General features: G+C 72.0%; 14 protein-coding genes and 3 pseudogenes. 7 read left to right on the top strand and 10 right to left on the bottom strand.

Features of this window, described 5'->3' with window-relative positions; all coding sequences use genetic code 11:
- Window positions 1-55: 55 nt before the first annotated feature.
- The gene (locus B9S57_RS29190) at window positions 56-1,639 is read left to right on the top strand and encodes a sodium:solute symporter family protein (protein ID WP_103760176.1); all 1,584 of its coding nucleotides are present in this window, start codon (window positions 56-58) and stop codon (window positions 1,637-1,639) included.
- Window positions 1,640-1,741: 102 nt separating this feature from the next.
- Here the strand turns inward: B9S57_RS29190 and B9S57_RS29185 are convergent, their stop codons facing one another.
- The 3 genes and pseudogenes from B9S57_RS29185 to B9S57_RS29175 all read right to left on the bottom strand — a co-directional run.
- The gene (locus B9S57_RS29185) at window positions 1,742-2,857 is read right to left on the bottom strand and encodes an ADP-ribosylglycohydrolase family protein (protein WP_103760175.1); all 1,116 of its coding nucleotides are present in this window, start codon (window positions 2,855-2,857) and stop codon (window positions 1,742-1,744) included.
- 188 nt (window positions 2,858-3,045) lie between these two features.
- A complete protein-coding gene (locus B9S57_RS29180) occupies window positions 3,046-3,519 on the bottom strand; it encodes a carboxymuconolactone decarboxylase family protein (protein ID WP_103760174.1) in 474 nt (157 codons plus the stop codon).
- A gap of 125 nt (window positions 3,520-3,644) precedes the next feature.
- Window positions 3,645-3,802, bottom strand: a pseudogene (locus B9S57_RS29175) (alkene reductase); the annotation flags it as partial.
- A gap of 55 nt (window positions 3,803-3,857) precedes the next feature.
- Between B9S57_RS29175 and B9S57_RS29170 the strand changes: the two are divergent.
- Window positions 3,858-4,016: pseudogene (locus B9S57_RS29170) on the top strand (MerR family transcriptional regulator); the annotation flags it as partial.
- A gap of 124 nt (window positions 4,017-4,140) precedes the next feature.
- Here B9S57_RS29170 and B9S57_RS29165 read toward each other — a convergent pair.
- Window positions 4,141-5,037 (bottom strand): hypothetical protein, encoded by an 897-nt coding sequence (locus tag B9S57_RS29165; protein WP_103760173.1) that lies wholly within the window; start codon window positions 5,035-5,037, stop codon window positions 4,141-4,143.
- Between the two features lie 203 nt (window positions 5,038-5,240).
- Entirely contained in the window at window positions 5,241-7,817 is a 2,577-nt protein-coding gene (locus B9S57_RS29160) for a bifunctional FO biosynthesis protein CofGH (protein WP_103760172.1), read from the bottom strand.
- A gap of 120 nt (window positions 7,818-7,937) precedes the next feature.
- Here B9S57_RS29160 and B9S57_RS29155 point away from each other — a divergent pair.
- Window positions 7,938-8,582, top strand: a pseudogene (locus tag B9S57_RS29155) (HAD family hydrolase); the annotation flags it as partial.
- Window positions 8,583-8,992: 410 nt separating this feature from the next.
- Window positions 8,993-10,174, top strand: a complete 1,182-nt coding sequence (locus tag B9S57_RS29150) for a hypothetical protein (protein WP_103760171.1) — start codon at window positions 8,993-8,995, stop codon at window positions 10,172-10,174.
- 52 nt (window positions 10,175-10,226) lie between these two features.
- Here B9S57_RS29150 and B9S57_RS29145 read toward each other — a convergent pair whose 3' ends face one another.
- The 4 genes from B9S57_RS29145 to B9S57_RS29125 all read right to left on the bottom strand — a co-directional run bounded on the left by B9S57_RS29145 (window position 10,227) and on the right by B9S57_RS29125 (window position 16,387).
- Complete coding sequence (locus tag B9S57_RS29145; RefSeq protein WP_103760170.1) at window positions 10,227-11,711, bottom strand: penicillin-binding protein 2; 1,485 nt, start codon at window positions 11,709-11,711, stop codon at window positions 10,227-10,229.
- 136 nt (window positions 11,712-11,847) lie between these two features.
- Complete coding sequence (locus B9S57_RS29140; protein ID WP_103760169.1) at window positions 11,848-12,693, bottom strand: LLM class F420-dependent oxidoreductase; 846 nt, start codon at window positions 12,691-12,693, stop codon at window positions 11,848-11,850.
- Window positions 12,694-12,917: 224 nt separating this feature from the next.
- Window positions 12,918-14,837 carry a long-chain fatty acid--CoA ligase gene (locus B9S57_RS29130; protein WP_103760168.1) on the bottom strand — a complete coding sequence of 640 codons (1,920 nt, stop codon included), beginning with the start codon at window positions 14,835-14,837 and terminating at the stop codon, window positions 12,918-12,920.
- A gap of 272 nt (window positions 14,838-15,109) precedes the next feature.
- Window positions 15,110-16,387, bottom strand: coding sequence for an acetyl-CoA C-acetyltransferase (locus B9S57_RS29125; protein WP_103760167.1), 1,278 nt, complete (start codon window positions 16,385-16,387; stop codon window positions 15,110-15,112).
- Between the two features lie 74 nt (window positions 16,388-16,461).
- Here B9S57_RS29125 and B9S57_RS29120 point away from each other — a divergent pair, with 74 nt between their 5' ends.
- Entirely contained in the window at window positions 16,462-17,784 is a 1,323-nt protein-coding gene (locus tag B9S57_RS29120; protein ID WP_103760166.1) for a 3-oxoacyl-ACP reductase, read from the top strand.
- Between the two features lie 2 nt (window positions 17,785-17,786).
- Window positions 17,787-18,662: a MaoC/PaaZ C-terminal domain-containing protein gene (locus tag B9S57_RS29115; protein WP_103760165.1), complete on the top strand. Its 876-nt coding sequence runs from the start codon at window positions 17,787-17,789 to the stop codon at window positions 18,660-18,662.
- Between the two features lie 11 nt (window positions 18,663-18,673).
- Here the strand turns inward: B9S57_RS29115 and B9S57_RS29110 are convergent, their stop codons facing one another.
- Window positions 18,674-19,318 carry a TetR/AcrR family transcriptional regulator gene (locus B9S57_RS29110; RefSeq protein ID WP_103760164.1) on the bottom strand — a complete coding sequence of 215 codons (645 nt, stop codon included), beginning with the start codon at window positions 19,316-19,318 and terminating at the stop codon, window positions 18,674-18,676.
- Between the two features lie 210 nt (window positions 19,319-19,528).
- Between B9S57_RS29110 and B9S57_RS29105 the strand changes: the two genes are divergently transcribed.
- Entirely contained in the window at window positions 19,529-20,728 is a 1,200-nt protein-coding gene (locus B9S57_RS29105) for an alpha/beta hydrolase (protein WP_181011519.1), read from the top strand.
- Window positions 20,729-20,762: the final 34 nt, after the last annotated feature.

Here is a 20,762-nt window from a genome sequence, read left to right as displayed (position 1 = left end):
GGCCGTACTGACGAAGCGCGTTCCCGTTCACAAGGCGGACCCCTGGAGGGGGCACATGAACAGTCTCGACTGGGCCGTGCTCATCGGATACTTCGGTGTGATGGTCGCGATCGGACTCTGGTCGCACAAGCGCGTGGACAATGTCAGCGACTTCTTCACCGCCGGCGGCAAGATGCCGTGGTGGCTCTCGGGCATCTCGCACCACATGTCCGGCTACAGCGCGGTGATGTTCACCGGCTACGCGGGTATCGCGTACCAGTACGGCGTCACGTCCTTCGTGACCTGGTCCCTGCCGATCGCGATCGGCATCGGCATCGGCGCGAAGCTCTTCGCGCCCCGGCTCAACCGGCTGCGCTCGCGACTGCACGTCGCCTCGCCGCTCGAGTACCTCAAGAACCGCTACAACATCCAGACCCAACAGGCCCTGGCCTGGTCCGGTCTGCTCCTGAAGATCGTGGACGTCGGTGCCAAGTGGGCGGCCATCGCCACCCTGCTCTCCGTCTTCACGGGCATCACCCTCACCCAGGGCATCTTCATCACCGGCATCATCACCGCCGTGTACTGCACGGTCGGCGGGCTGTGGGCCGACGCGCTCACCGAGCTCGGGCAGTTCGTCATCCAGCTCTTCGCCGGTCTCGCCATGCTGGTCATCGCGATGAGCAAGCTGGGCGGCTTCAGCTCGCTGTGGACGGTCTGGGACAAGCTGCCGGAGGGCCACTCGGACCCGACGGCCGGCCCGTACACGGTGACCTTCCTGCTCGCCTACCTCTTCATCAAGACCTTCGAGTACAACGGCGGCATGTGGAACCAGGCCCAGCGCTACATGGCCACGGACTCCGCGGCGTCCGCGACCCGTTCGGCCCGGCTCTCGGCGATCCTGTGGCTCGTCTGGCCGACGGTGCTCTTCTTCCCGATGTGGGTCGCCCCGCTGCTCGTCGAGGCCAAGAAGCCCGACGCGTCCGACAGTTACGCCCTGATGACCGAGCAGCTCCTGCCGCACGGTCTGCTGGGCCTGGTCGTCGTCGGGTTCTTCTCGCACACGATGGCCATGTGCTCCTCCGACGCCAACGCCATCTCCGCCGTCTTCACCCGGGACATCGCCCCGGTCTTCTCCAAGGCGGCCCGCACCTGGAGCGACCGCAGCGGTCTGCTGGCGGCGCGGCTGTCGACGCTCGCCTTCCTCGGCCTGTCGATGGCGCTGGCCACCCAGATCAACTCGCCGACGTTCAAGGACATCATCTCGGTCGTCATCAAGTGGGTGGCCGGTCTGATGGGTCCGATCGCGATCCCGTTCATGCTGGGCCTGCTGCGCAGGTTCCGCAGGTCCGGTCCGACGGCGGCGCTCACCAGCTGGGCGGCGGGACTGCTCGCCTTCTACTTCACCAACTACAACTTCGACGGTTCGGTGAAGACGACGGTCGCCCTGCAGTACCAGGTGGCCCTGCCGCTCGCGATCTCGCTGGTGCTCTACGTCGTCATCGGGTTCGTCAAGCCCGAGGACACCCCGGAGCGCGACGCCCTGATCGAGATGATCAACACGGACGGCGACGGCCCTGCCGGCGGAACCCCGGTGGCGGCCGTTCCCCAGCAGAAGCCCGGCCCGGAGAGCACAGGAGTTCCGGAGGGTGTGAAGGACTGACGGGCCCCCGTGCGGGGGCGCATGAACGGCGGGCGGGCGCGGCGGCGTCCGCCCGCCTCCGTCCTGCGGGACGGTGCGCCCCCGATCCCTGCCCTGTACGCCTCAGTCCCTCGGGTAGCGCGCCAGCCAGCCGGGCGCGACGGCCGCCGGACTGTGCAGGGCCGGGCCCTGGGTCATCTCCATCGCGAAGTCGTCGGAGAGTTCGAGGAGGGTCGGACGCCCCTCCAGTTCCGCCAGCCAGGCCGGCGGCAGCGCCGTCTCGCCGTGGAGGGCCCCGAGAAGGGCCCCGCAGACGGCCCCTGTCGCGGCGGACGGCCCGGAGTGGTTCACGGCGAGCCGCAGCCCGTGGCGTACGTCCTCGCCGACCAGCGCGCAGTACAGCGCCACGGCGAGGACCTCCTCCGCCGAGTCGGTGTCGCCGAGCGCCTCGATGAGGACGGGGCCGGGTATCCCCTGCCGCACGGAGCCGAGGGCCTGCCGGAGCGCGTCGGTGATCTGCTCACTGCCAGGACGTTCGGCGAGCAGGGCGAGAGCGTGCTGGACCGAGCCGTCCAGTGTCCCGCCCCGGGCCAGTCCGTGCACCAGGAGGGCGAAGGCTCCGGCCGCGAGCTGGGCGGTGGCGTGACCGTGGGTGTGGGCGGCGCACTCGACGGCCAACTGGAGGACGAGCTGGGGCTCCCAGCCGACGAGCAGCCCGAAGGGCGCGGAGCGGGTGAGGGCGGCCGAGTCGCGTGCGGCGGGGTTCTTGGGCACGGCCAGGGTGCCCATGGTGTCGTCGCCGAAGCCGGCGAGGCACTCGCGGGTGGGCGCGCGGCGGGTGTACAGCCACTCCTCCCTGGCCAGCCAGCCGTTGTCCTTGCGGCGCTCGTCGGGCCCCCAGGCGCTCTGGGTGGCCGCCCAGCGCAGATGGGCACGGTGCACGTCGGTGGGCGGATGCCAGGCGCCGGTGTCGCGCCGGACCTGGGCCCGGATCAGACCGTCGACGGTGAACAGGGTGAGCTGGGTGACGGCGGTGACGGCCCCCCGTCTCCCCTGGACGGGGACGAAGTCGGCCACCCCGTCGACGCCGTGGGCCGCGCGGATCGCCTCCAGGGTGAGCCCCGAGACCCCGGCCCCCAGCGCGTCCCCGATGGCACCGCCGAGCAGGGATCCCCGTACCCGGCTGCGGAAGTCCTGCTGCTGTGCACGGCCCCAGACAGCTGTGGTCCCTGTGCTCACCGTGCCCCCTCCGTCCGCGCCCGCCGCCTGCGACTGCGCAAGCACTGTAATCGAACGGGAAGGGGCGGTTCAGGGCCGGAACGGAATGTACTGACTGGTACGCGAGAGCACTCGTGCGCGGCATTCCTCATGGTTTCCGGCCCGTGCCCCCGCGGCCGGGAACGTCTTCCCGCCCGCAGGTGAGGAGGTCAGCCGAACATCCCCGGCCGGTAGTCGCCCGCGGGCTGCTGCACGATGACGTTCAGGCGGTTGTAGGCGTTGATGACGGCGATCAGCGCCACGAGGGCGACGAGCTGGTCCTCGTCGTAGTGCTTGGCGGCGTTCGCCCACACGTCGTCCGGCACCCCGCCCGCCGCGTCGGCGATGCGGGTGCCCTGCTCCGCCAGCTCCAGGGCGGCGCGCTCGGCGTCGGTGAAGACGTTGGCCTCGCGCCACGCGGCGATCAGGTTGAGCCGGAGCTGCGTCTCCCCCGCCTCCGTGGCCTCCTTGGTGTGCATGTCGGTGCAGAAGCCGCACCCGTTGATCTGGCTGGCCCGGATCTTGACCAGCTCCTGGGTCGCGGCGGGCAGCCCCGAGTCGGAGACCACCTTCCCGGCCGAGTTGATGTGCCTGAGGAAGCCGGCGGCGGCCTTGTTGCGGAACAGGTCGATTCGCGCGTTCATGGTCAGCTCCTGAGCTGTCGCGGATGCTTTCACCCCTACGACGGACCGGCCCCGGCGGAGTGTGACATCGCGACGTGTGACCTGCGCCTCACCTCGTCGAGGCGGGTCACCCCGTCCGAGCCGGGTCACCCCTCGTCGGCCAGGGCCGGACAGTCCGTGTAGCCCGTCGCCCCGCCCACGTACATCAGGTACGCGTCGCTGGCCTGGTTCACCGGAGCGCCCGCCCGCATGTGGCGGACCAGGTCGGGGTTGGCGAGGAAGGGCGGCCGAGCGCGATCAGATCCACCGAGGCGCGCTGCGCGTAGTACGTGGCCATGAGCGGGGTCGGGACACCGTCGGCGGACGGCGGCCCCTCCGCGATCGCCACCCCGCGCCTGGTCAGCGACCTCTCCGTGAAGTGCGACCGCATCGACCGGAAGATCGACGAACTGCGGCGCTCCCGGGAGGTGCTGGACGACGCGATCTCCACGGCCGCGGGCGAGGGCACGGACAGCTGAACTGGGCACTGACGAGGCTCAGAGGCCCTCGGGCAGGACCCGGGAGTGGACGTACAGCCCGGCAAGCGGACGCAGGCACGAAAACCCGACGGTCCTCGGGAAGTCGCCTCGGTCGAGGTGCTGCCTACTCCTCGGCGAAGACGTCCTCGGCCGACCGGGCGGTGGGAGCCCGCAGAAGCCAGCGGTTCAGGGTCTCCAGGTCGCCGCAGGTGGTGATCCGTCCGCGCGCCTCGTCCGATACGTCGACGCCCGCTTGCGCGAGGAAGAGCAGGATGCCCTGCGCGATGCCCTCCGTCCGGCCCTCCGTCCGGCCCTCCGTCCGGCCCTCGTCCCGGATTTCCTCAGCCATGAAGGACTTGTAGAAAGAGAGGTCCACGGCCACCAGGTTCCTCCACTGTTGGGCGGCCGGGCGGTTGCCCAGGCCTTGTGCGGTGAGTTCGACCAGGGGATCGGCGATGATTTCCGGTACGTCCCGCAGGGCGGTCGACAGCGTTTTCAGTATGGCACCGATGTCCGGATCGGCGGCATGTGTGATCGCCGCCAGTGTCGTGAGTGCCAGGTCCTTGCGAGCCTCGGCGACATCGGTGATCACCGGCATGTTGTGCGGGCCCGCGACGAGTGGGCGCAGGGTGAGCGCGGGCCACTGGCGGGGGCCGATGGGGACAGGGCTGGAGGCCCATTCCGCGGTGGCACGGTCCTGGCAGACGACCAGCAGCAGCGGCGGAAGCCGGTACTTCGTGTACAGGTAGGACAGGTAATAGGCCCAGCTCGCCGGCTTGTCCGTGTCCTTCTTTCCCTGGGCCTCGATGGCCAGGAGGAGCGGCTCGTCGTTCTCCGTGTCCAGCCGCAGCAGGGTGTCCACACGCCGTTCGAGTGGACGGTTCTCGGTCAGGTCGGTAGGCATCACGGTGACCGAGACGGGTGGGTCGATCGTGATCCCCAGTACTTCCGAGACACGGGAGAACAGGCCCGGGTGCTCCTGGAAGATGCGGTGCATCGCCTCATGGGGCGAACTGACCATGCGGGACTCCTGCGAGTGGCTCTTGATGCTCGAAGCACTCCGAGCATCGGGACCGATCTTGCCGGGAGCATATGTCCGCAGTGTCACCCATCCCCGCCCGAAAGGGTTCGGATCACCCATGTGAGTGACGTATGCAGAGCGGCAGTTGCGAGCAACCGCTTCCGGAGCCCGGCCGTGCGGCTCCGGAAGCAGCCCGCGTTCCGCTACTGCGGCAGCACCGGCAGCAGCTCCGGCAGGTGGCCGTCCGAGGCTGCCGCCGCCGTGATCCGTTCCTCCGGGACCTCGCCGTAGAGCGTGGTGCGCGGCTTCGCGGGGCGGCCCGCGAGGTCGGCGATGGCGACGAGGTCCTGGATCGAGCGGTAGGAGCCGTAACCGGATCCCGCCATGCGCGAGATGGTCTCCTCCATCAGCGTCCCGCCGAGGTCGTTGGCGCCCGAGCGGAGCATCTCGGCCGCGCCCTCCGCGCCGAGCTTCACCCAGCTGGTCTGGATGTTGGTGATGTGCGGGTGGAGCAGCAGGCGGGCCATCGCGGTGACGGCCCGGTTGTCGCGGTCGGTGGGGCCGGGGCGGGCGATGCCCGCCAGGTAGACCGGGGCGTTGGTGTGGATGAAGGGGAGCGTGACGAACTCCGTGAAGCCGCCGGTCTCCTGCTGGAGGCGGGCGAGCGTCCTGAAGTGGCCGAGCCAGTGGCGGGGCTGGTCGACGTGGCCGTACATCATCGTGGACGAGGAGCGCAGGCCCGTCTCGTGGGCGGTCCTGATGACCTCCAGCCACTCGGCGGTCGGCAGCTTCCCCTTGGTGAGGATCCAGCGGACCTCGTCGTCGAGGATCTCCGCCGCCGTGCCGGGGATCGAGCCGAGGCCGGCCTCCTTGGCGGAGGTCAGCCAGTCGCGGATGGACATGCCGGTGCGGGTCGCGCCGTTGACGACCTCCATCGGTGAGAAGGCGTGGACGTGCATGCCGGGGACGCGCTCCTTCACCGCCCGCGCGATGTCGAAGTAGGCGGTGCCGGGCAGGTCCGGGTGGATACCGCCCTGCATGCAGACCTCGACCGCGCCGACGTCCCAGGCCTGTGCGGCACGGTCGGCGACCTGGTCCAGGGAGAGGGTGTAGGCGTCGGCGTCCGTACGCCGCTGGGCGAAGGCGCAGAAGCGGCAGCCGGTGTAGCAGACGTTGGTGAAGTTGATGTTCCTGGTGACGATGTACGTGACGTCGTCGCCGACCACGTCGCGGCGCAGGGTGTCCGCGATCCGGCACAGCTCGTCCAGCGCCGGGCCGTCGGCGTGGAGCAGGGCGAGGGCCTGGGCGTCGGTGAGCTTCGTGGGGTCGTCGGCGGCCTGGCTCAGGGCCTGGCGTACGTCGGCGTCGATACGGGAGGGCACCATGCCGGGGGCGGCGGCCTCACGCAGGGCCTCCCAGTCGCCGTAGACCTCGTCGAAGTCGTCACGCCGGTCGCCGGTGCGGCCGTCCGTGTCGATGGTGCGGTGCAGGTCGGTGCGGCCGGAGGCGTTGAAGCCCTCGTCGGGCTCCTGCCAGGGCAGCCCGGCCGGGATCGCGCCCTCCTTCGCGAGACCCGTCTCCGGGTCGGCGAGGGCCCGCACGTGCGGGAGGAGGCGCGGGTCGAGCCAGGGCTCGCCCCGCTGGATGAACTCCGGGTAGATGGTCAGGCGTTCACGCAGCTGGAATCCGGACTCAGCGGTGCGGGCCGCGAGTTCGTCGATGTGCGGCCAGGGGCGCTCGGGGTTCACATGGTCCGGGGTGAGGGGCGATACGCCGCCCCAGTCGTCGATGCCCGCGCCGATCAGCAGGGCGTACTCGGCGTCGACGAGATTCGGCGGGGCCTGGATTCGGGCCGAGGGGCCGAGGATGTGGCGGGCGACGGCGATCGCGGCGGCCAGCTCCTCCAGCTCGGCATCCGGCATCCCGCGCATCGCGGTGTCGGGCTTGGCGCGGAAGTTCTGGACGATGACTTCCTGGATGCCGTGGTAGGCGCGGGCCGTCTTGCGCAGCTCGAAGAGGGAGTCGGCCCGCTCCTCGTACGACTCGCCGATCCCGATCAGGATGCCGGTGGTGAACGGCACGTTGGACCGGCCCGCGTCCTCCAGCACCCGCAGGCGGACGGCCGGCTCCTTGTCCGGGGAGCCGTGGTGGGGGCCGCCCTTCTCGGACCACAGCCGGGTCGCCGTCGTCTCCAGCATCATGCCCATGGAGGGGGCGACGGGCTTCAGCCGCTGGAGGTCCGTCCACGTCATGACACCGGGGTTCAGGTGCGGCAGCAGCCCCGTCTCCTCCAGCACCCGGACCGCCATGGCCCGGACATACGCCAGGGTGTCGTCGTACCCCTCGGCCTCCAGCCACTCCCTCGCCTCGGGCCATCGGTCCTCGGGCCGGTCGCCGAGCGTGAACAGGGCTTCCTTGCAGCCCTTTTCGGCACCCTTGCGGGCGATGTCGAGAACCTCGTCCGGTGACAGGAACATCCCGTGGCCCGCCTTGCGGAGCTTGCCCGGCACGGTGACGAAGGTGCAGTAGTGGCAGGTGTCACGGCAGAGCCGGGTCAGCGGGATGAAGACCTTGCGGGAGTACGTGATCACTCCCGGCCGGCCCGCCGCGTCGAGCCCCGCGTCCCGCACCCGGGCGGCGGACGACGCCAGGTCGGTCAGATCGTCCCCCCGCGCCTGGAGCAGGACGGCGGCCTCGGCCACGTCGAGGGCGACACCGTCGCGGGCCCGCCGGAGGGCGCGCCGCATGGCGTTGGTCGTGGGGCGCTGAGGATCGGTCATGATCCGAGCATACGAGCGCGCCTCTCCTTCCGGACCAGGGCCTCTGTCCTGCGTAACCACCCCTTACGCCCTGGCGCCTTGGCCGTTATGTCCCTCTTGCCCCGTAGGCTCGGAGGGGTGATGAAAACGATCGTCTTCGACATCGGCGAAACCCTCGTCCGCGACGACCGCCACTGGGCCGCGTGGGCCGACTGGCTCGGTGTCCCGCCGCACACCGTCAGCGCGCTGGTCGGCGCCGCGGTCGCGCAGGGCCGGGACGGTGCCGACGCGCTGCGCATCCTGCGCCCCGGCATGGACGTCGCCGAGGCGTACCAGGCCCGTGCGGCGGCCGGCCGCCGCGAGCACCTGGACGAGACCGACCTCTACCCCGACGTCCGCCCCGCCCTGGCCGAACTGCGCTCGCTCGGCATGCGGGTCGTCGTCGCGGGAGACCGGACGGCCCGCGCCGGAGAGCTGCTGCGGGCGCTGGACCTGCCGGCGGACCTGGTCGTCACCTCGGAGGAGTGGGGCGTCTCCAAACCGGACCGGGAGTTCTTCGCCCGCGTGCTGGAGGTGTCGGGCGCGGCACCGGAGGACACCCTGTACGTGGGCGACCATCCCGCCGACGACCTGTTCCCGGCGAAGTCCTCGGGACTGCGTACGGCCCACATCCGCCGTGGCCCGTACGGCCACTGGTGGGCGGACCACCCGGACGTCGTGGAGACGGCCGACTGGTGCGTCGGCTCCCTGACCGAACTGCCGGTGCTGCTCGGCAGGGCCGCCGCAGGACGCCGGAAGCCGTACGCGGTCCCGGAGCCGCCCGCACCGCGCGAGGAGCCCGCGCTCCCGGCACGGTCCGCGCCTCCCGAGCCGTCCGCGCCTCCCGAGCCGTCCGCGCCCACCGGGCCGCCTGCGCTCACCGGGCCGTCCGGAGAGGCCGATCCGGCCCCGCCCTCCGAGCCTTCAGAGCTCTCCGAGGGCCACGGCTGCTCCGAGGGCTCCGAGGGCTCCGAGCAGCTCTCTCCCCCGGAGGTACCCGCGACGTCCGAGACCTCCGCGCGCTCCGAGAACCCCGACCCGCCCGGGGCGTCGCGGGTCTGAGCCGACGCGCCGCCGTGATCCACACGTGATCACCACCCCGTAACCTCCCATCCGCCAGGGGGAAATCACGGGGTGCATCACATCGGGGGACGTCCATGACCTACAGACGCGCGGCGATACCGGTACTGGCCGGGGGACTGCTGCTCACGGCACTCCTGTGGTGGGCGGGTGCGAGTGTGAACGCGCTGCACCTGCGGGGCACCGCCGACGTCCTCGGCGGGCGGGTCGCCGCCGACCTCGAACACTGGCTGTCCCCCTGGTCGTTCGACCTCCCGGACCCGGTGCGTTGGGGCACCGGATCGGTGAGCGCGTCGGGAGACCCGGGGGGGACCGACGGGTCCCGCTACGTCGCCCTGTACGAGACCGCGATGCAGATCCGTATCGCCGCCGTCTTCGCCTTCTTCGTGCCGGGGGCGCTGCTCCTCGTCCGCAGGCTGCCACCGCTGAACGGCCGGACAGCGGCCACCCTGCTGGCCGTCTGGGCCTGGGGCATCGTCGCCGGGACGCTGGCGGTGACCGTCTCCGCGCCCTGGCTGATCGTCGCGCAGGGGCGCGGCAGTTACCGCTTCCTCCCGCAGCTGGCGGGCATGGCGTCCGCCGGCCGGCAGATCCTGGTGATCACGGCGCTCGTCGCGGCGGTGGTCACCGTGCTGACCGCCCGGGTCACTGTCAAGGGGGCGGGGGAGCTGCCGCGGACGGCCGTCCCGGCCGGCCCCGCCCGCCTGGCGGCCACCACCGGGACGCTCGTCGTCGCGCTGTCCCTGGTCGTCCTCTCGTACCAGCGGGTCGCCGCGGAGATCCAGGGCTTCTCCCCGGCCGGCGGGCTGCTCTCCGAGCCCGGCGAGCTGCTGCGCCAGTGGCTCCTGCTCGGCGGCTGGGACGGCCCGGCGGGGACGCCGCTCGACCGGTGGCTGCTGTACCGCGCCGCCGACGGGCTGCTGCTCCTCGTGGTGTGGTGGGCGCTGCGGTGGCTGCCGGGGCTGCTGACCCGGGCCACGGTCCCCGCGATGGCGGCGGGGGCCGTCTGTGCGACCGTCACCGGGCTGCTGGCGAGCCAGCTGCTGCGGATCGCGCTCGACGCGGCGGACTCGGGCATGCGCTGGGGCCTGGTGCAGATGGCGGCGAGCATCGGCAACGGCGTCCCCGCAGCCCTGACCGTCGGTTCGGTGGCGGGAGTCGTCGCGGTCGTGACACTGCGGTCGGCGGGTGGCCGGGCGGAGCGGCCCGAGGCCCCCGAGCTGCCTTCCGCGCTGCCGGACCGCCCCGCCGCCGTATGACGCGACCGCCCGCCCGGCGATGCGCCGGGCGGGCGGTCGGGGCCGGACGGTCCTACTTGCCCAGCACCGCCTTCATCACGTTCCTGGCGATCGGGGCGCCCAGCCCGCCACCCGAGATGTCCGAGCGGGAGATGTCCATCGCCGTCGGGTCGATGAAGACCGCGACCGCCACCGAGCGCCCGTCGGAGTTCTTCCCGTAGGAGACGAACCAGCCGTACGGGACCTCCTTGGTCACGTCGTTGCCGCGCTGCGCCGTGCCCGTCTTGCCGCCCACCGTCACACCGTCGATCAGGGCGCGCTTGGCGCTGCCCTCCTTGGCGGTGAACTCCATCATCTCCTGGACCTTCTTGGCCGTCTCCTCCGAGACCGCCTGGCTCATGAGCTGCGGCTCGTGCTCCTCCAGGACGGACACGTCCGGGCCCCGCAACTGGTCCACGACGTACGGCTGCATCAGCTTGCCGTCGTTGGCGAGGGCCGCCGTGATCATCGCCATCTGCATCGGGGTGCTGGTGAGGCTGCCCTGCCCCATGCCGGTCAGGGCTGTGCCCGGCTTGTCCAGCTTCTCGGGGTAGAGGCTCTTCGTCGCGAGCATGTCGCCGAAGGCCTCGGAGTAGACGTCCTCGTTGAAGCCGAACTTCTCGGCCGTCTCCCGCATCCCCTTGTCGCCCACCTTGAGGGCGGCGTCCAGGAAGACGTTGTTGCAGGAGTACTGCATGGCCGTCTTCATCGACGCCTTGTCGCACGTGGCGTCGCCCGCCTCGCTGCTGATCGTGCTCGACGACAGCGGCAGCCGGTACGGGGAGGCCGCGTCGGTCCGGGCGTCGACGTCCGTGACGACACCGTGCTCCAGGGCGGCGGCGGCCGTGAGGATCTTGAAGGTGGACCCGGGCGGAAAGGTCTCGCGCAGCGGGCGGTTGGCCAGCGGCTTGCCCTTGTCGTCGACCAGCGCCTGGAACTTGTCGCCCTCCTTGAAGGAGTTGCCCGCGAAGACCGAGGGGTCGTACGAGGGCGTCGAGACCATGGCGAGCACCTTGCCGGTCGCCGGTTCGAGGGCGACGACCGCGCCCCGGGCGTCGAGGTCGGTCAGACCCTTGTAGGCCGTCTCCTGCGCCTTCGGGTCGATGGTGGTGACCACGTCGCCGCCCTTGCGCTCCTCACCCGTGAGGATGTCCTTGGCCTGCTGGAACGCGAAGCGCTCGTCCTGTCCGCTGAGGACGGAGTCGTACGTCTTCTCCAGGAGGGACATGCCCTGCGCCTGGGAGGCGTAGCCGGTGACAGGGGCGTACATCGCGCCCTGCTTGAAGGTGCGCTGGTACTTGAAGTCGGTCCCCTGGACCTCCTTCGACCCCGTGATCGCCTTGCCGCCCACGATGATGTCCCCGCGCGGGGTGGCGAACTGGGTGATCTTGACCCGGCGGTTGTGCTCGTGGGTGGCGAGTTCCTCGCTCTTGGCGTACTGCAGCCAGTTGGTCCTGATCAGCAGAGCCAGCATCAGCAGCCCACAGAAGATGGCTATGTGCCGCAACGGCCTGTTCATCGTGCTCCCGCTCCCAGGCAGCCGGGTACACACGCACACGGGCCGCACCATTGATGTCCGGAGGTGATAGATGCGATTTTAGCGCCGGCGGTTGCACCGGACGATCACCTCCGGTGGCTTTCCGGCCACAGGTCTCTCACAGATACGCCGCGTACGCGTCCAGTGCGCGCAGCACCTCGGCCTCCCCGGCCGGGGGCAGTTGCAGGACGACCTCGTCGACGCCCAGGTCCGCGTAGTACGCGAGCTTCCCCGGAGCGGGCCGGACGGCGTAGGGCACGACCTGGAGCTGCTCCGGGTCGCGGCCGGCCTCCTCCCAGGCCGCCCGCAGCTTCGGCACGGAATCCGAGAGGCGGCGCCCGCCGATCGGCAGCCAGCCGTCCGCGTCCCGGGCGATCTGCGCGAACAGCTTCGGTCCGGCCGCTCCGCCGATCAGCGTGCGCGGGCCGTTCACCGGGCCGCGCGCCTTCTGCACCGGCTTCGGATGGGCGTGGCTCGCCCGGACCGAGCCGAACTCGCCTTCGTACGCCGTCGGTTCCTCCGCCCACAGGGCCCGCATGAGGGCCAGCCGGTCGCTGCCGAGGGCGCGTCGGGTCGCCCAGTCCACCCCGTGGTCGGCGGCCTCCTCGACGTTCCAGCCGAAGCCGATGCCGAGCGTCAGGCGGCCTTGGGAGAGGTGGTCGAGCGTGGCCGCCTGCTTCGCCAGGTCGATGGGGTCGTGCTGGGCGATGAGCGTGATGCCGGTACCGAGGGCCAGCCGCTCGGTGACGGCCGCGGCCTGCGCCAGCGCGACGAAGGGATCGAGGGTACGGCCGTATTCGGCGGGCAGTTCGCCGCCCGCGGGGTACGGCGTCTCCCTGCTGACGGGGATGTGCGTGTGCTCCGGCAGATACAGACCGGCGAATCCCCGCTGCTCCAGCTCGCGAGCGAGCCGGACCGGCGTGATCGTCGCGTCGGTGAGGAAGATCGTTGTGGCGATCCGCATGCGAGGCACCTCCGTCGTCGTCCCTGACGGCTCCACGGTATGCGGTGGGCCGGACCTCCGCCCCCACCACGTACGGGCCGCCGGTCGTTTCCGGCCCGCAACCCCCTTCTTCTCGGTGCCCGAACCACGGCCCGCGCGGTTCTTCGTGATCGGGGACGCGGCCTCGCTCCCGGCCGTCAACCCGCTGCTGGACGGCCTCCCCCGCACCCCTGCGAGGGTTGCGGCTACTTCCGGTACAGCTCCTCGATCTCCGCGTCGAAGTCCCGCGTGATCGCGTCCCTCTTCAGCTTGAGCGAAGGCGTGAGGTGTCCGCTCTCCTCGGTGAAGTCCCCCGGCAGGACGGTGAACCTGCGGATCGACTCGGCGCGCGAGACGAGCCTGTTGGCCTCGTCCACCGCGCGCTGCAGCGTGTTGCGCAGCTCCTCGTCGTGGACGAGCTCCCGCATCGGGACGCCCTCCTTCTTCCGCATACGGCGCCAGTGGGCGAGCCCGTCCGGCTCGAGCGTGATCAGGGCGCTGATGAACGACCGGTTGTCGCCGACGACCATGCACTGACTGACCAGCGGATGGGCACGCAGCCAGTCCTCCAGCGGGGCGGGGGTGACGTTCTTGCCGCCGGACGTGATGATGATGTCCTTCTTGCGGCCGGTGATCGTGAGGTAGCCGTCCTCGTCCAGGGCCCCCAGGTCGCCCGTGGGGAACCACTCGCCCTCCAGGTACGGCGTGGCCTCACCGCGCTCGGTGTCCCAGTAACCCCGGAAGACCTGCCCACCGCTGAGCAGCACCTCCCCGTCGTCCGCGATCCGCACCGCGGTGCCCGGCAGGGGCCAGCCCACCGTGCCCAGGCGGGGCTTGAGGGGCGGGGTGACCGTGGCGGCGGCGGTGGTCTCGGTCAGGCCGTAGCCCTCGAAGATCTGGATGCCCGCGCCGGCGTAGAAGGCGGCGAGCCGGCGCCCCAGCGGGGAGCCCCCGCAGATCGCGTATCTGACGTGCCCGCCCAGCGCGGCGCGGATGCGGCGGTAGACCAGCGGGTCGTACAGGGCGCGGGCGGCACGCAGCCCGAGGCCCGGGCCGGGGCCCGTGCCGTGCTCGGCGGCCTCGACCGCCTCGCCGTAGCGCTGCGCGATGCGGGCGGCACGGTCGAAGGAGGAGGCGCGGCCCATCCTCTCGGCGGTGGCCCGGCCGGTGTTGTAGACCTTCTCCAGGACGTACGGGATGGCCAGCAGGAACGACGGCTCGAAGCCCGCCAGATCGGCGAGCAGGTCCTCGGTCTGGATGGACGGCGCGTGCCCGAGCCGCACCCGGGCTCGCAGACAGCCGATCGCGACCATGCGGCCGAATACATGGGAGAGGGGAAGGAACAGCAGGGTGGAGGCGGGGTCCTTCGACACCGACCTGAAGACCGGGTGGAGCAGCTCGATGGCGTTGTCGACCTCGGCGAAGAAGTTCCCGTGTGTCAGGACACAGCCCTTGGGCCTGCCCGTGGTGCCCGAGGTGTAGATGAGGGTGGCCGGGCTGTCCGGCCCCAGGGCGGCGCGGCGGGCGGTGACCGCCGCGTCGGGGACCTCCTTGCCGAGCGACTTCAGCCGGCCGATCGCGCCGGTGTCGAACTGCCAGAGGTGGGCGAGGTCCCCGAGCTGCTGCCGCTCCTGGCTGACCAGCCGGCCCTGCTCCTTGGTCTCGACGGCGCAGGCGGCGGCTCCGGAGTCCTGGAGGATCCAGCGCGTCTGGAAGGCCGACGAGGTGGGGTAGACGGGCACGGTGACCAGCCCGGCCGCCCAGGAGGCGAAGTCGAGCAGCGTCCACTCGTAGGTCGTACGGGCCATGATCGCGAGCCGGTCACCGCTCTGGAGCCCTTCCGCGATCAGCCCCTTGGCGACCGCCTGGACCTCCTCGGCGAACGCGGCGGCGGTCACGTCCTGCCAGCTGCCGTCGGCCTGCTTACGGCTGAGGACCGCCTCGGACGGGGCCTGGCGGGCGTTGTCGAAGACGATCTCCGCGAGCGAGCCACGCCGCACGGTCGGGGCGAGCGGCGGCACGGACACCTCCCGTACGGAGCCGTCGGCCGCCCTGATCCTGGTCGGCTCGACCAGGACGGGAACGGTGGGCGTGGCGGATACGTCGGCGGGGGCTGGCGTGGTCACGAGCGGCTCCTCGGCATGGGGTCCGGCGCCGGGCCCGTCCCTGGGGCCCGGCGCCGAGGCGGCTACGGGTGCGCGGGTCGTTCACGTACGAATGGAAGGGGGGTGCCTCGGTGGCCGCGGCACAGATCCGGTGCGGCCCGGGGGCGTTCCAGGATGCAGGGGACCTGTGGAGGCCAGGGCGTTCCCGCATGCAGGTCCTGTGTGGGTCAGGGCCTTCCCGCAGCCGGGTCCGGTGCGGGTCGGCGCGCTCCCGCAGCCGGATCCGGTGCGGGTCAGGGGCGCTCCAGGATGGCGGTGACCCCCTGCCCTCCCGCCGCGCAGACCGAGATCAGGCCCCGGCCGGGCGCGCCCCGCTCCGCGAGGAGACGGGCCAGGGTCGCCACGATCCGGGCGCCGGTCGCCGCGAAGGGATGACCGGTGGCGAGGGACGAGCCGGCCACGTTCAGCTTGTCCCTGTCGACGGGGGCGAGCCCCTGCTTCTCCCAGGACGCCAGGGTGGCGAGCACCTGGGAGGCGAAGGCCTCATGGATCTCGAAGAGGTCGAAGTCTCCGACGGACAGCCCGGCACGCTCCAGCATCCGCGGCACGGCGTACGCGGGAGCCATCAGCAGGCCGTCCTCCCCGCCCACGTGGTCCACGGCGGCCGTCTCGTACAACGACAGGTACGCCAGCGGCTCCAGGCCGTGCGCCTCGGCCCACTCCTCGCTCGCCAGCAGCACCGTGGCCGCGCCGTCGGTGAGCGGGGTCGAATTGCCCGCCGTCATCGTCGCGTCGGGGTGACCGGCACCGAACACCGGTTTCAGCGTCGCGAGTTTCTCCACCGTGGAACCGGGACGCAGATTCTGGTCGCGGTCCAGGCCGAGGTACGGGACGACGAGGTCGTCCAGGAAGCCCCGGTCGTACGCGGCCGCCAGCCGCTGGTGGCTGGTGGCGGCCAGGAGGTCCTGGTCCTCGCGGGTCACGCCCCACTTCCGGGCGGTGACCGCCGCGTGCTCACCCATCGAGAGACCGGTACGGGGCTCGGCGTTGCGCGGGATGTCCGGGACGAGGTGGCGGGGCCGGACGGCGGCCAGTGCCTTGACCCGGGCGCTCGCCGACTTCGCCCGGCGGGTCTCCAGCAGGATCCGGCGCAGACCGTCGTTGACGCCGAGCGGCGCGTCGCTCGCGGTGTCCGCGCCGCCCGCGACGGCTGAGTCGACCGCGCCGAGCGCGATCTTGTTGGCCGCGGCGATGACGGCCTGCAGACCGGTGCCGCACGCCTGCTGTATGTCGTACGCGGGCGTGCGCGGGTCCAGGGCGGAGCCCAGGACCGTCTCGCGCGCCAGGTTGAAGTCCCGGCTGTGCTTGAGGACCGCGCCGGCGACGAACTCGCCGACCTGCTGTCCCCGCAGGCCGAAGCGCTCGACGAGCCCGTCGAGCGCGGCGGTCAGCATGTCCTGGTTCGACGCCTGTGCGTAGGGGCCGTCGGAGCGGGCGAACGGGATACGACTGCCACCGATGACCGCGACCCGGCGCGGCTGCGGAAGTGCGAGGGGAATCAACTCGACCAACTCATCTCGACAACTACTGACCCTTGAGTAACCTTACTCTGGAGTAAATCTACGACCGAGCAGGAGTCCAGACAATGGCCGACCGCTATCTGCACGTCACCGGCACGGCACCCGGCCGCTTCCTGACCCGCAGGCTCGGCCTGCCGCAGCCCGCTCCGCTGCGCCGCTGGACACTGGAAACCCCCTCCCTCGACGGGCCGTTGCTCCACCTCACGGCAGGAAGCTCCGACCGCACCGAGGCGCTCGGTCCGGTACTCGCCGCGACCGGCCTCGACGTCACCGGCCGGGCCGGGCGCCCGGCCGCGATCGTCCTGGACGCCACCGGCGTCACCACGGCCGCCGGGCTGGCCGACGTGCACGCCGCGCTCCACCCCGTCGTACGCTCGCTCACCGTCGGGGGCCGCGTCGTCGTCCTGGGCACCACCCCCTCCCCCGACGACCACCATCAGGCGGCGGCCCAGCAGGCCCTCGAAGGATTCGTGCGCTCGCTCGGCAAGGAGATCGGCAAGGGCGCCACCGCGCAGCTCCTGCGGTTCGCCCCCGGCGCCCACACCGCGTCGGCCGGGTCCACGCTCCGCTTCCTGCTGTCGCCCCGGTCCGCCTACATCAGCGGCCAGGTGGTCGAGCTCACCGCCGACGAGCCGGGCACGGTGGCCGACTGGGACGCCCCGCTGTCCGGGCGCACCGCACTCGTCACCGGCGCCGCGCGCGGCATCGGCGCCTCCGTCGCCTCCGTCCTCGCCAGGGACGGCGCCCGGGTGATCTGCCTGGACGTCCCGCAGGCCGAGGAGGAACTCGTCCGCACCGCCGGCCGGCTCGGCGCCACCGCGCTGCCGCTGGACATCACCGCACCCGACGCCGCGGACCTGATCGCCGCCGCCGTCCCCGACCGCCTCGACATCCTGGTCCACAACGCGGGCATCACCCGTGACCGCCGGCTCGCCAACATGCCCGCCGACCGCTGGGCCTCCGTCATCGACGTCAACCTGGACAGCGTCCTGCGCACCACGGACGCCCTCATCGGGTCGGGCACCCTGCGGCGCGGCGGCAGGATCGTCGCCACCGCGTCCATCGCCGGGATCGCGGGCAACAACGGCCAGACCAACTACGCGGCCAGCAAGGCGGGCATCATCGGCCTCGTCCGCTCCCTCGCCCCGCGCGCCGCCGCCGAACACGGCATCACCGTCAACGCCGTCGCACCCGGCTTCATCGAGACGAAGATGACCGCCGCGGTGCCCCTCTTCATCCGGGAGGCCGGCCGCCGTATGAACTCGCTGTCCCAGGGCGGGCTCCCGGTCGACGTCGCCGAGACCACCGCCTGGTTCGCCCAGCCCGCGTCCGGCGCCGTCAACGGCCAGATCGTCCGGGTCTGCGGCCAGAGCCTGCTGGGGGCCTGATCGTGACCGGCCTCACCCTCTCCCTCGTACGCGGAGCCGTCACCTCACCGTTCAAGCGGGCCGGGCGGCCCGGCGCCACCCTGCCCACCGGCCGTGCGGTGCTCCCGCCCGCTCCCCCGGCACCCGGCCCGCTGGCCGCCTACAGCAGGATCTGCGGCTTCGCGGAGTCGGGCCCGCTGCCGCTCACCTACCCGCACGTCCTGGGCTTCCCCCTGGCCATGCGGCTGATGACGGACCGCGGCTTCCCCCTGCCGGTGCTGGGACTGGTCCACACCTGGATCGAGATCACCGGGCACCGGGCCCTGCAGCCGACCGACGCGCTCGAACTGACCGTGTACGCGGCCGAGCTGACAGCGCACCGCCGCGGCACCGAGGTCACGGTGGTGACCGAGGCGCGGCTCGCGGGCGAGCTCGTCTGGGAGTCCCGCAGCGGCTACCTCTCCCGCCACAGGACCGGAACAGCCGAAGCGCCCGGAACAGCCGGAACCGACGGAAAGGCCGGCACGGACGCTCCTCCGCCCGGCCGGGCCACCCACCCGGAGCTGCCCGCCGTCGCCGAGTGGCATCTCCCCACCGACCTCGGGCGCCGCTACGGCGCCGCGTCGGGCGACCGGAACCCGATCCATCTGCACCCCGTGACGGCACGGCTCTTCGGCTTTCCCCGGCACCTCGCACACGGCATGTGGACCGTCGCCCGCTGCCTCGCCGAGGCCGGGGGCGGGCCCGGCGGGCCGGGCCGCGTCCGCTCCGTGCGGGCGGACTTCAAGGCCCCCGTGCTGCTGCCCGCCACCGTCACGTACGCCACCGACGGCACCGCCTTCCAGATGCGCGGCGGCGGTCGCCTCCACCTCACCGGGGGCGTGACCCGGGAGGGATGAGCCCGCTCCGCTCAGTCCCCCCGGGACTGCCAGCCGCGCCCGTGCATGAGGTTCTCCAGGCCCGCCCACGAGAAGTTCATCAGGGTGGAGGCGGCCTCCTTCGCGGAGACTCCGGGGGTGACGTTCGCCCACCCGGCGAGCGCCTCCGCCGCCCCGACCAGCGCCTGCGCGAGCCCTGCCACATCGCGGTCGGGCAGCGCGGGATCGCTGTGCGCCTCACGCGCCGCCGCTCCGATCAGACCGGTCACGAACGCAACGATCTCTTCCCGCAGCGCCCCCACCTCGCTGACGAACGGCTCCCCGTGCGAGCTCGCCTGCTGGTGCAGCACCGCCCAGCCGTCCGGGTTCTCGGCGGTGTGCCTGAAGAACGCCCGCAGCCCCGACCACAGTTGCCCGTCGGCGGGCAGGCCCGGTTCCACGCCCGCCTGCACGGCCTCCACCAGCGCTTTCGCCTCCCGGCGGATGCACGCGCTGAAGAGCTCCTCCTTGGAGTTGAGGTAGAGGTAGACCAAGGGCTTGGACACACCGGCCAGTTCCGCGATCTCGTCCATCGAGGCGGCCCGGTAACCACGCTGGGCGAACGTCCGCACGGCGGCGTCCATCATCTGCTGCTCACGGACCGCGCGCGGCATCCGTTTGCTCTTCACTGCACTCACGTCAGACATCCCTCCCGCCCCCACTGCGCTACTCCTCGGCAAGAGTACGGCGCGGCCCTGCCCCCCGTCGTACGGAGAGGACGCACCCCGGCCACGATGGCCCGTAGTCGTCCACTACTTCTGGGCTACCCGTGCGTACGCCCCAGGTAGCCCACGGGATCACACCAGGGTCCGATGACTCACCGGAATCAGCCGCCTACCGTCCCTCACATGACGATCAGACTCCGCAGACGGACCGCTGTCGCCACCCTCGCCGCCCTGGCGCTGCTGGCCACGCCCACGGTCACCGCCCAGGCCTTGTCCGGCCCCGCGCCCGCCCCGGCTTCGGCCTCCACGCCGCGCGAACTGCCCCGCCCGACCGGGCCCTATCCCGTGGGCGTCGAGGTGCTCCACCTCACCGACCACGACCGCGCCGACCCCTGGGTCCCCGAAGCCGGGGACCGCGAGCTGATGGTGTCGGTCCACTACCCCGCCCGGCCGGGCGGCCCCGGGGCCACCGCCCCGTACATGAGCACGGAGGAGGCCGAGGTCCTCCTGGCGCGCCTCGGGCTGGACGACGACGCACCGGCCCGGCTCAGCTCGCTCGCCACCCACTCCCGCACGGACGCGGGGACCGCCCGGGGCCGATTCCCCCTGGTGCTGCTCTCCCCCGGATTCGGCAACCCCCGGGCCACGCTGACCTCTCTCGCGGAGGATCTCGCGAGCCGCGGCTACGTCGTGGCGAGCGTCGACCACGCCTACGAGTCCCAGGGGACGGCCTTCCCCGGCGGGCGGATCCTCACCTGCGCGGCCTGCGACGCGGTCGAGGCCGCGCCCGACGAGGCGTCCGCACAGAAGGTGCGGGAGAGCATCTCCACCGGACGGGCGGCCGACCTCTCCTTCGTGCTCGACCGGCTGACCGGGCACCGTCCCGCCTGGGCGGGCTCCCGCACGATCGACCGGCACCGGGTCGCCGCCGCGGGCCACTCCATCGGCGGCAACGCCGCCGCCTCGACGATGCTCGCCGATCCCCGCGTCGACGCGGGGATCAACATGGACGGCGCCTTCTTCGAGGAGATCCCCGCGTCCGGCCTCGACGGGCGTCCCTTCATGATGCTGGGCACCACGTCCCTCCACACCCCCGGCGGCGTGGACGGGTCCTGGGACCGGGGGTGGCAGCGGCTGGACGGCTGGAAGCGCTGGCTCGGCGTCGAAGGCTCAGGCCACTCCAGCTTCACGGACCTGCCCGTACTGGAGGACCGGCTGGGGGTCACGCTGGACCCCACGGTCACGCTCTCCACCGACCGGCAGGTCCGCATCACCCGCGCCTACGTCGCCGCCTTCGTCGACCTGCACCTGAAGCACCGCCCGCAGCCGCTCCTCGACGCCCCGACGCCGGAGAACCCCGAGGTCGTCTTCAACCGTCCGTGACCTCGCACGGGAGCGCCCCCGGCCTCGTGCGGCC

Origin of the sequence: Streptomyces sp. SM10 (assembly GCF_002910915.1) — a bacterium.
Classification (GTDB): Bacteria; Actinomycetota; Actinomycetes; order Streptomycetales; family Streptomycetaceae; genus Streptomyces.
The sequence above is the reverse complement of the archived record's forward strand: the minus strand, read 5'-3'. Positions and strand labels throughout refer to the sequence as shown.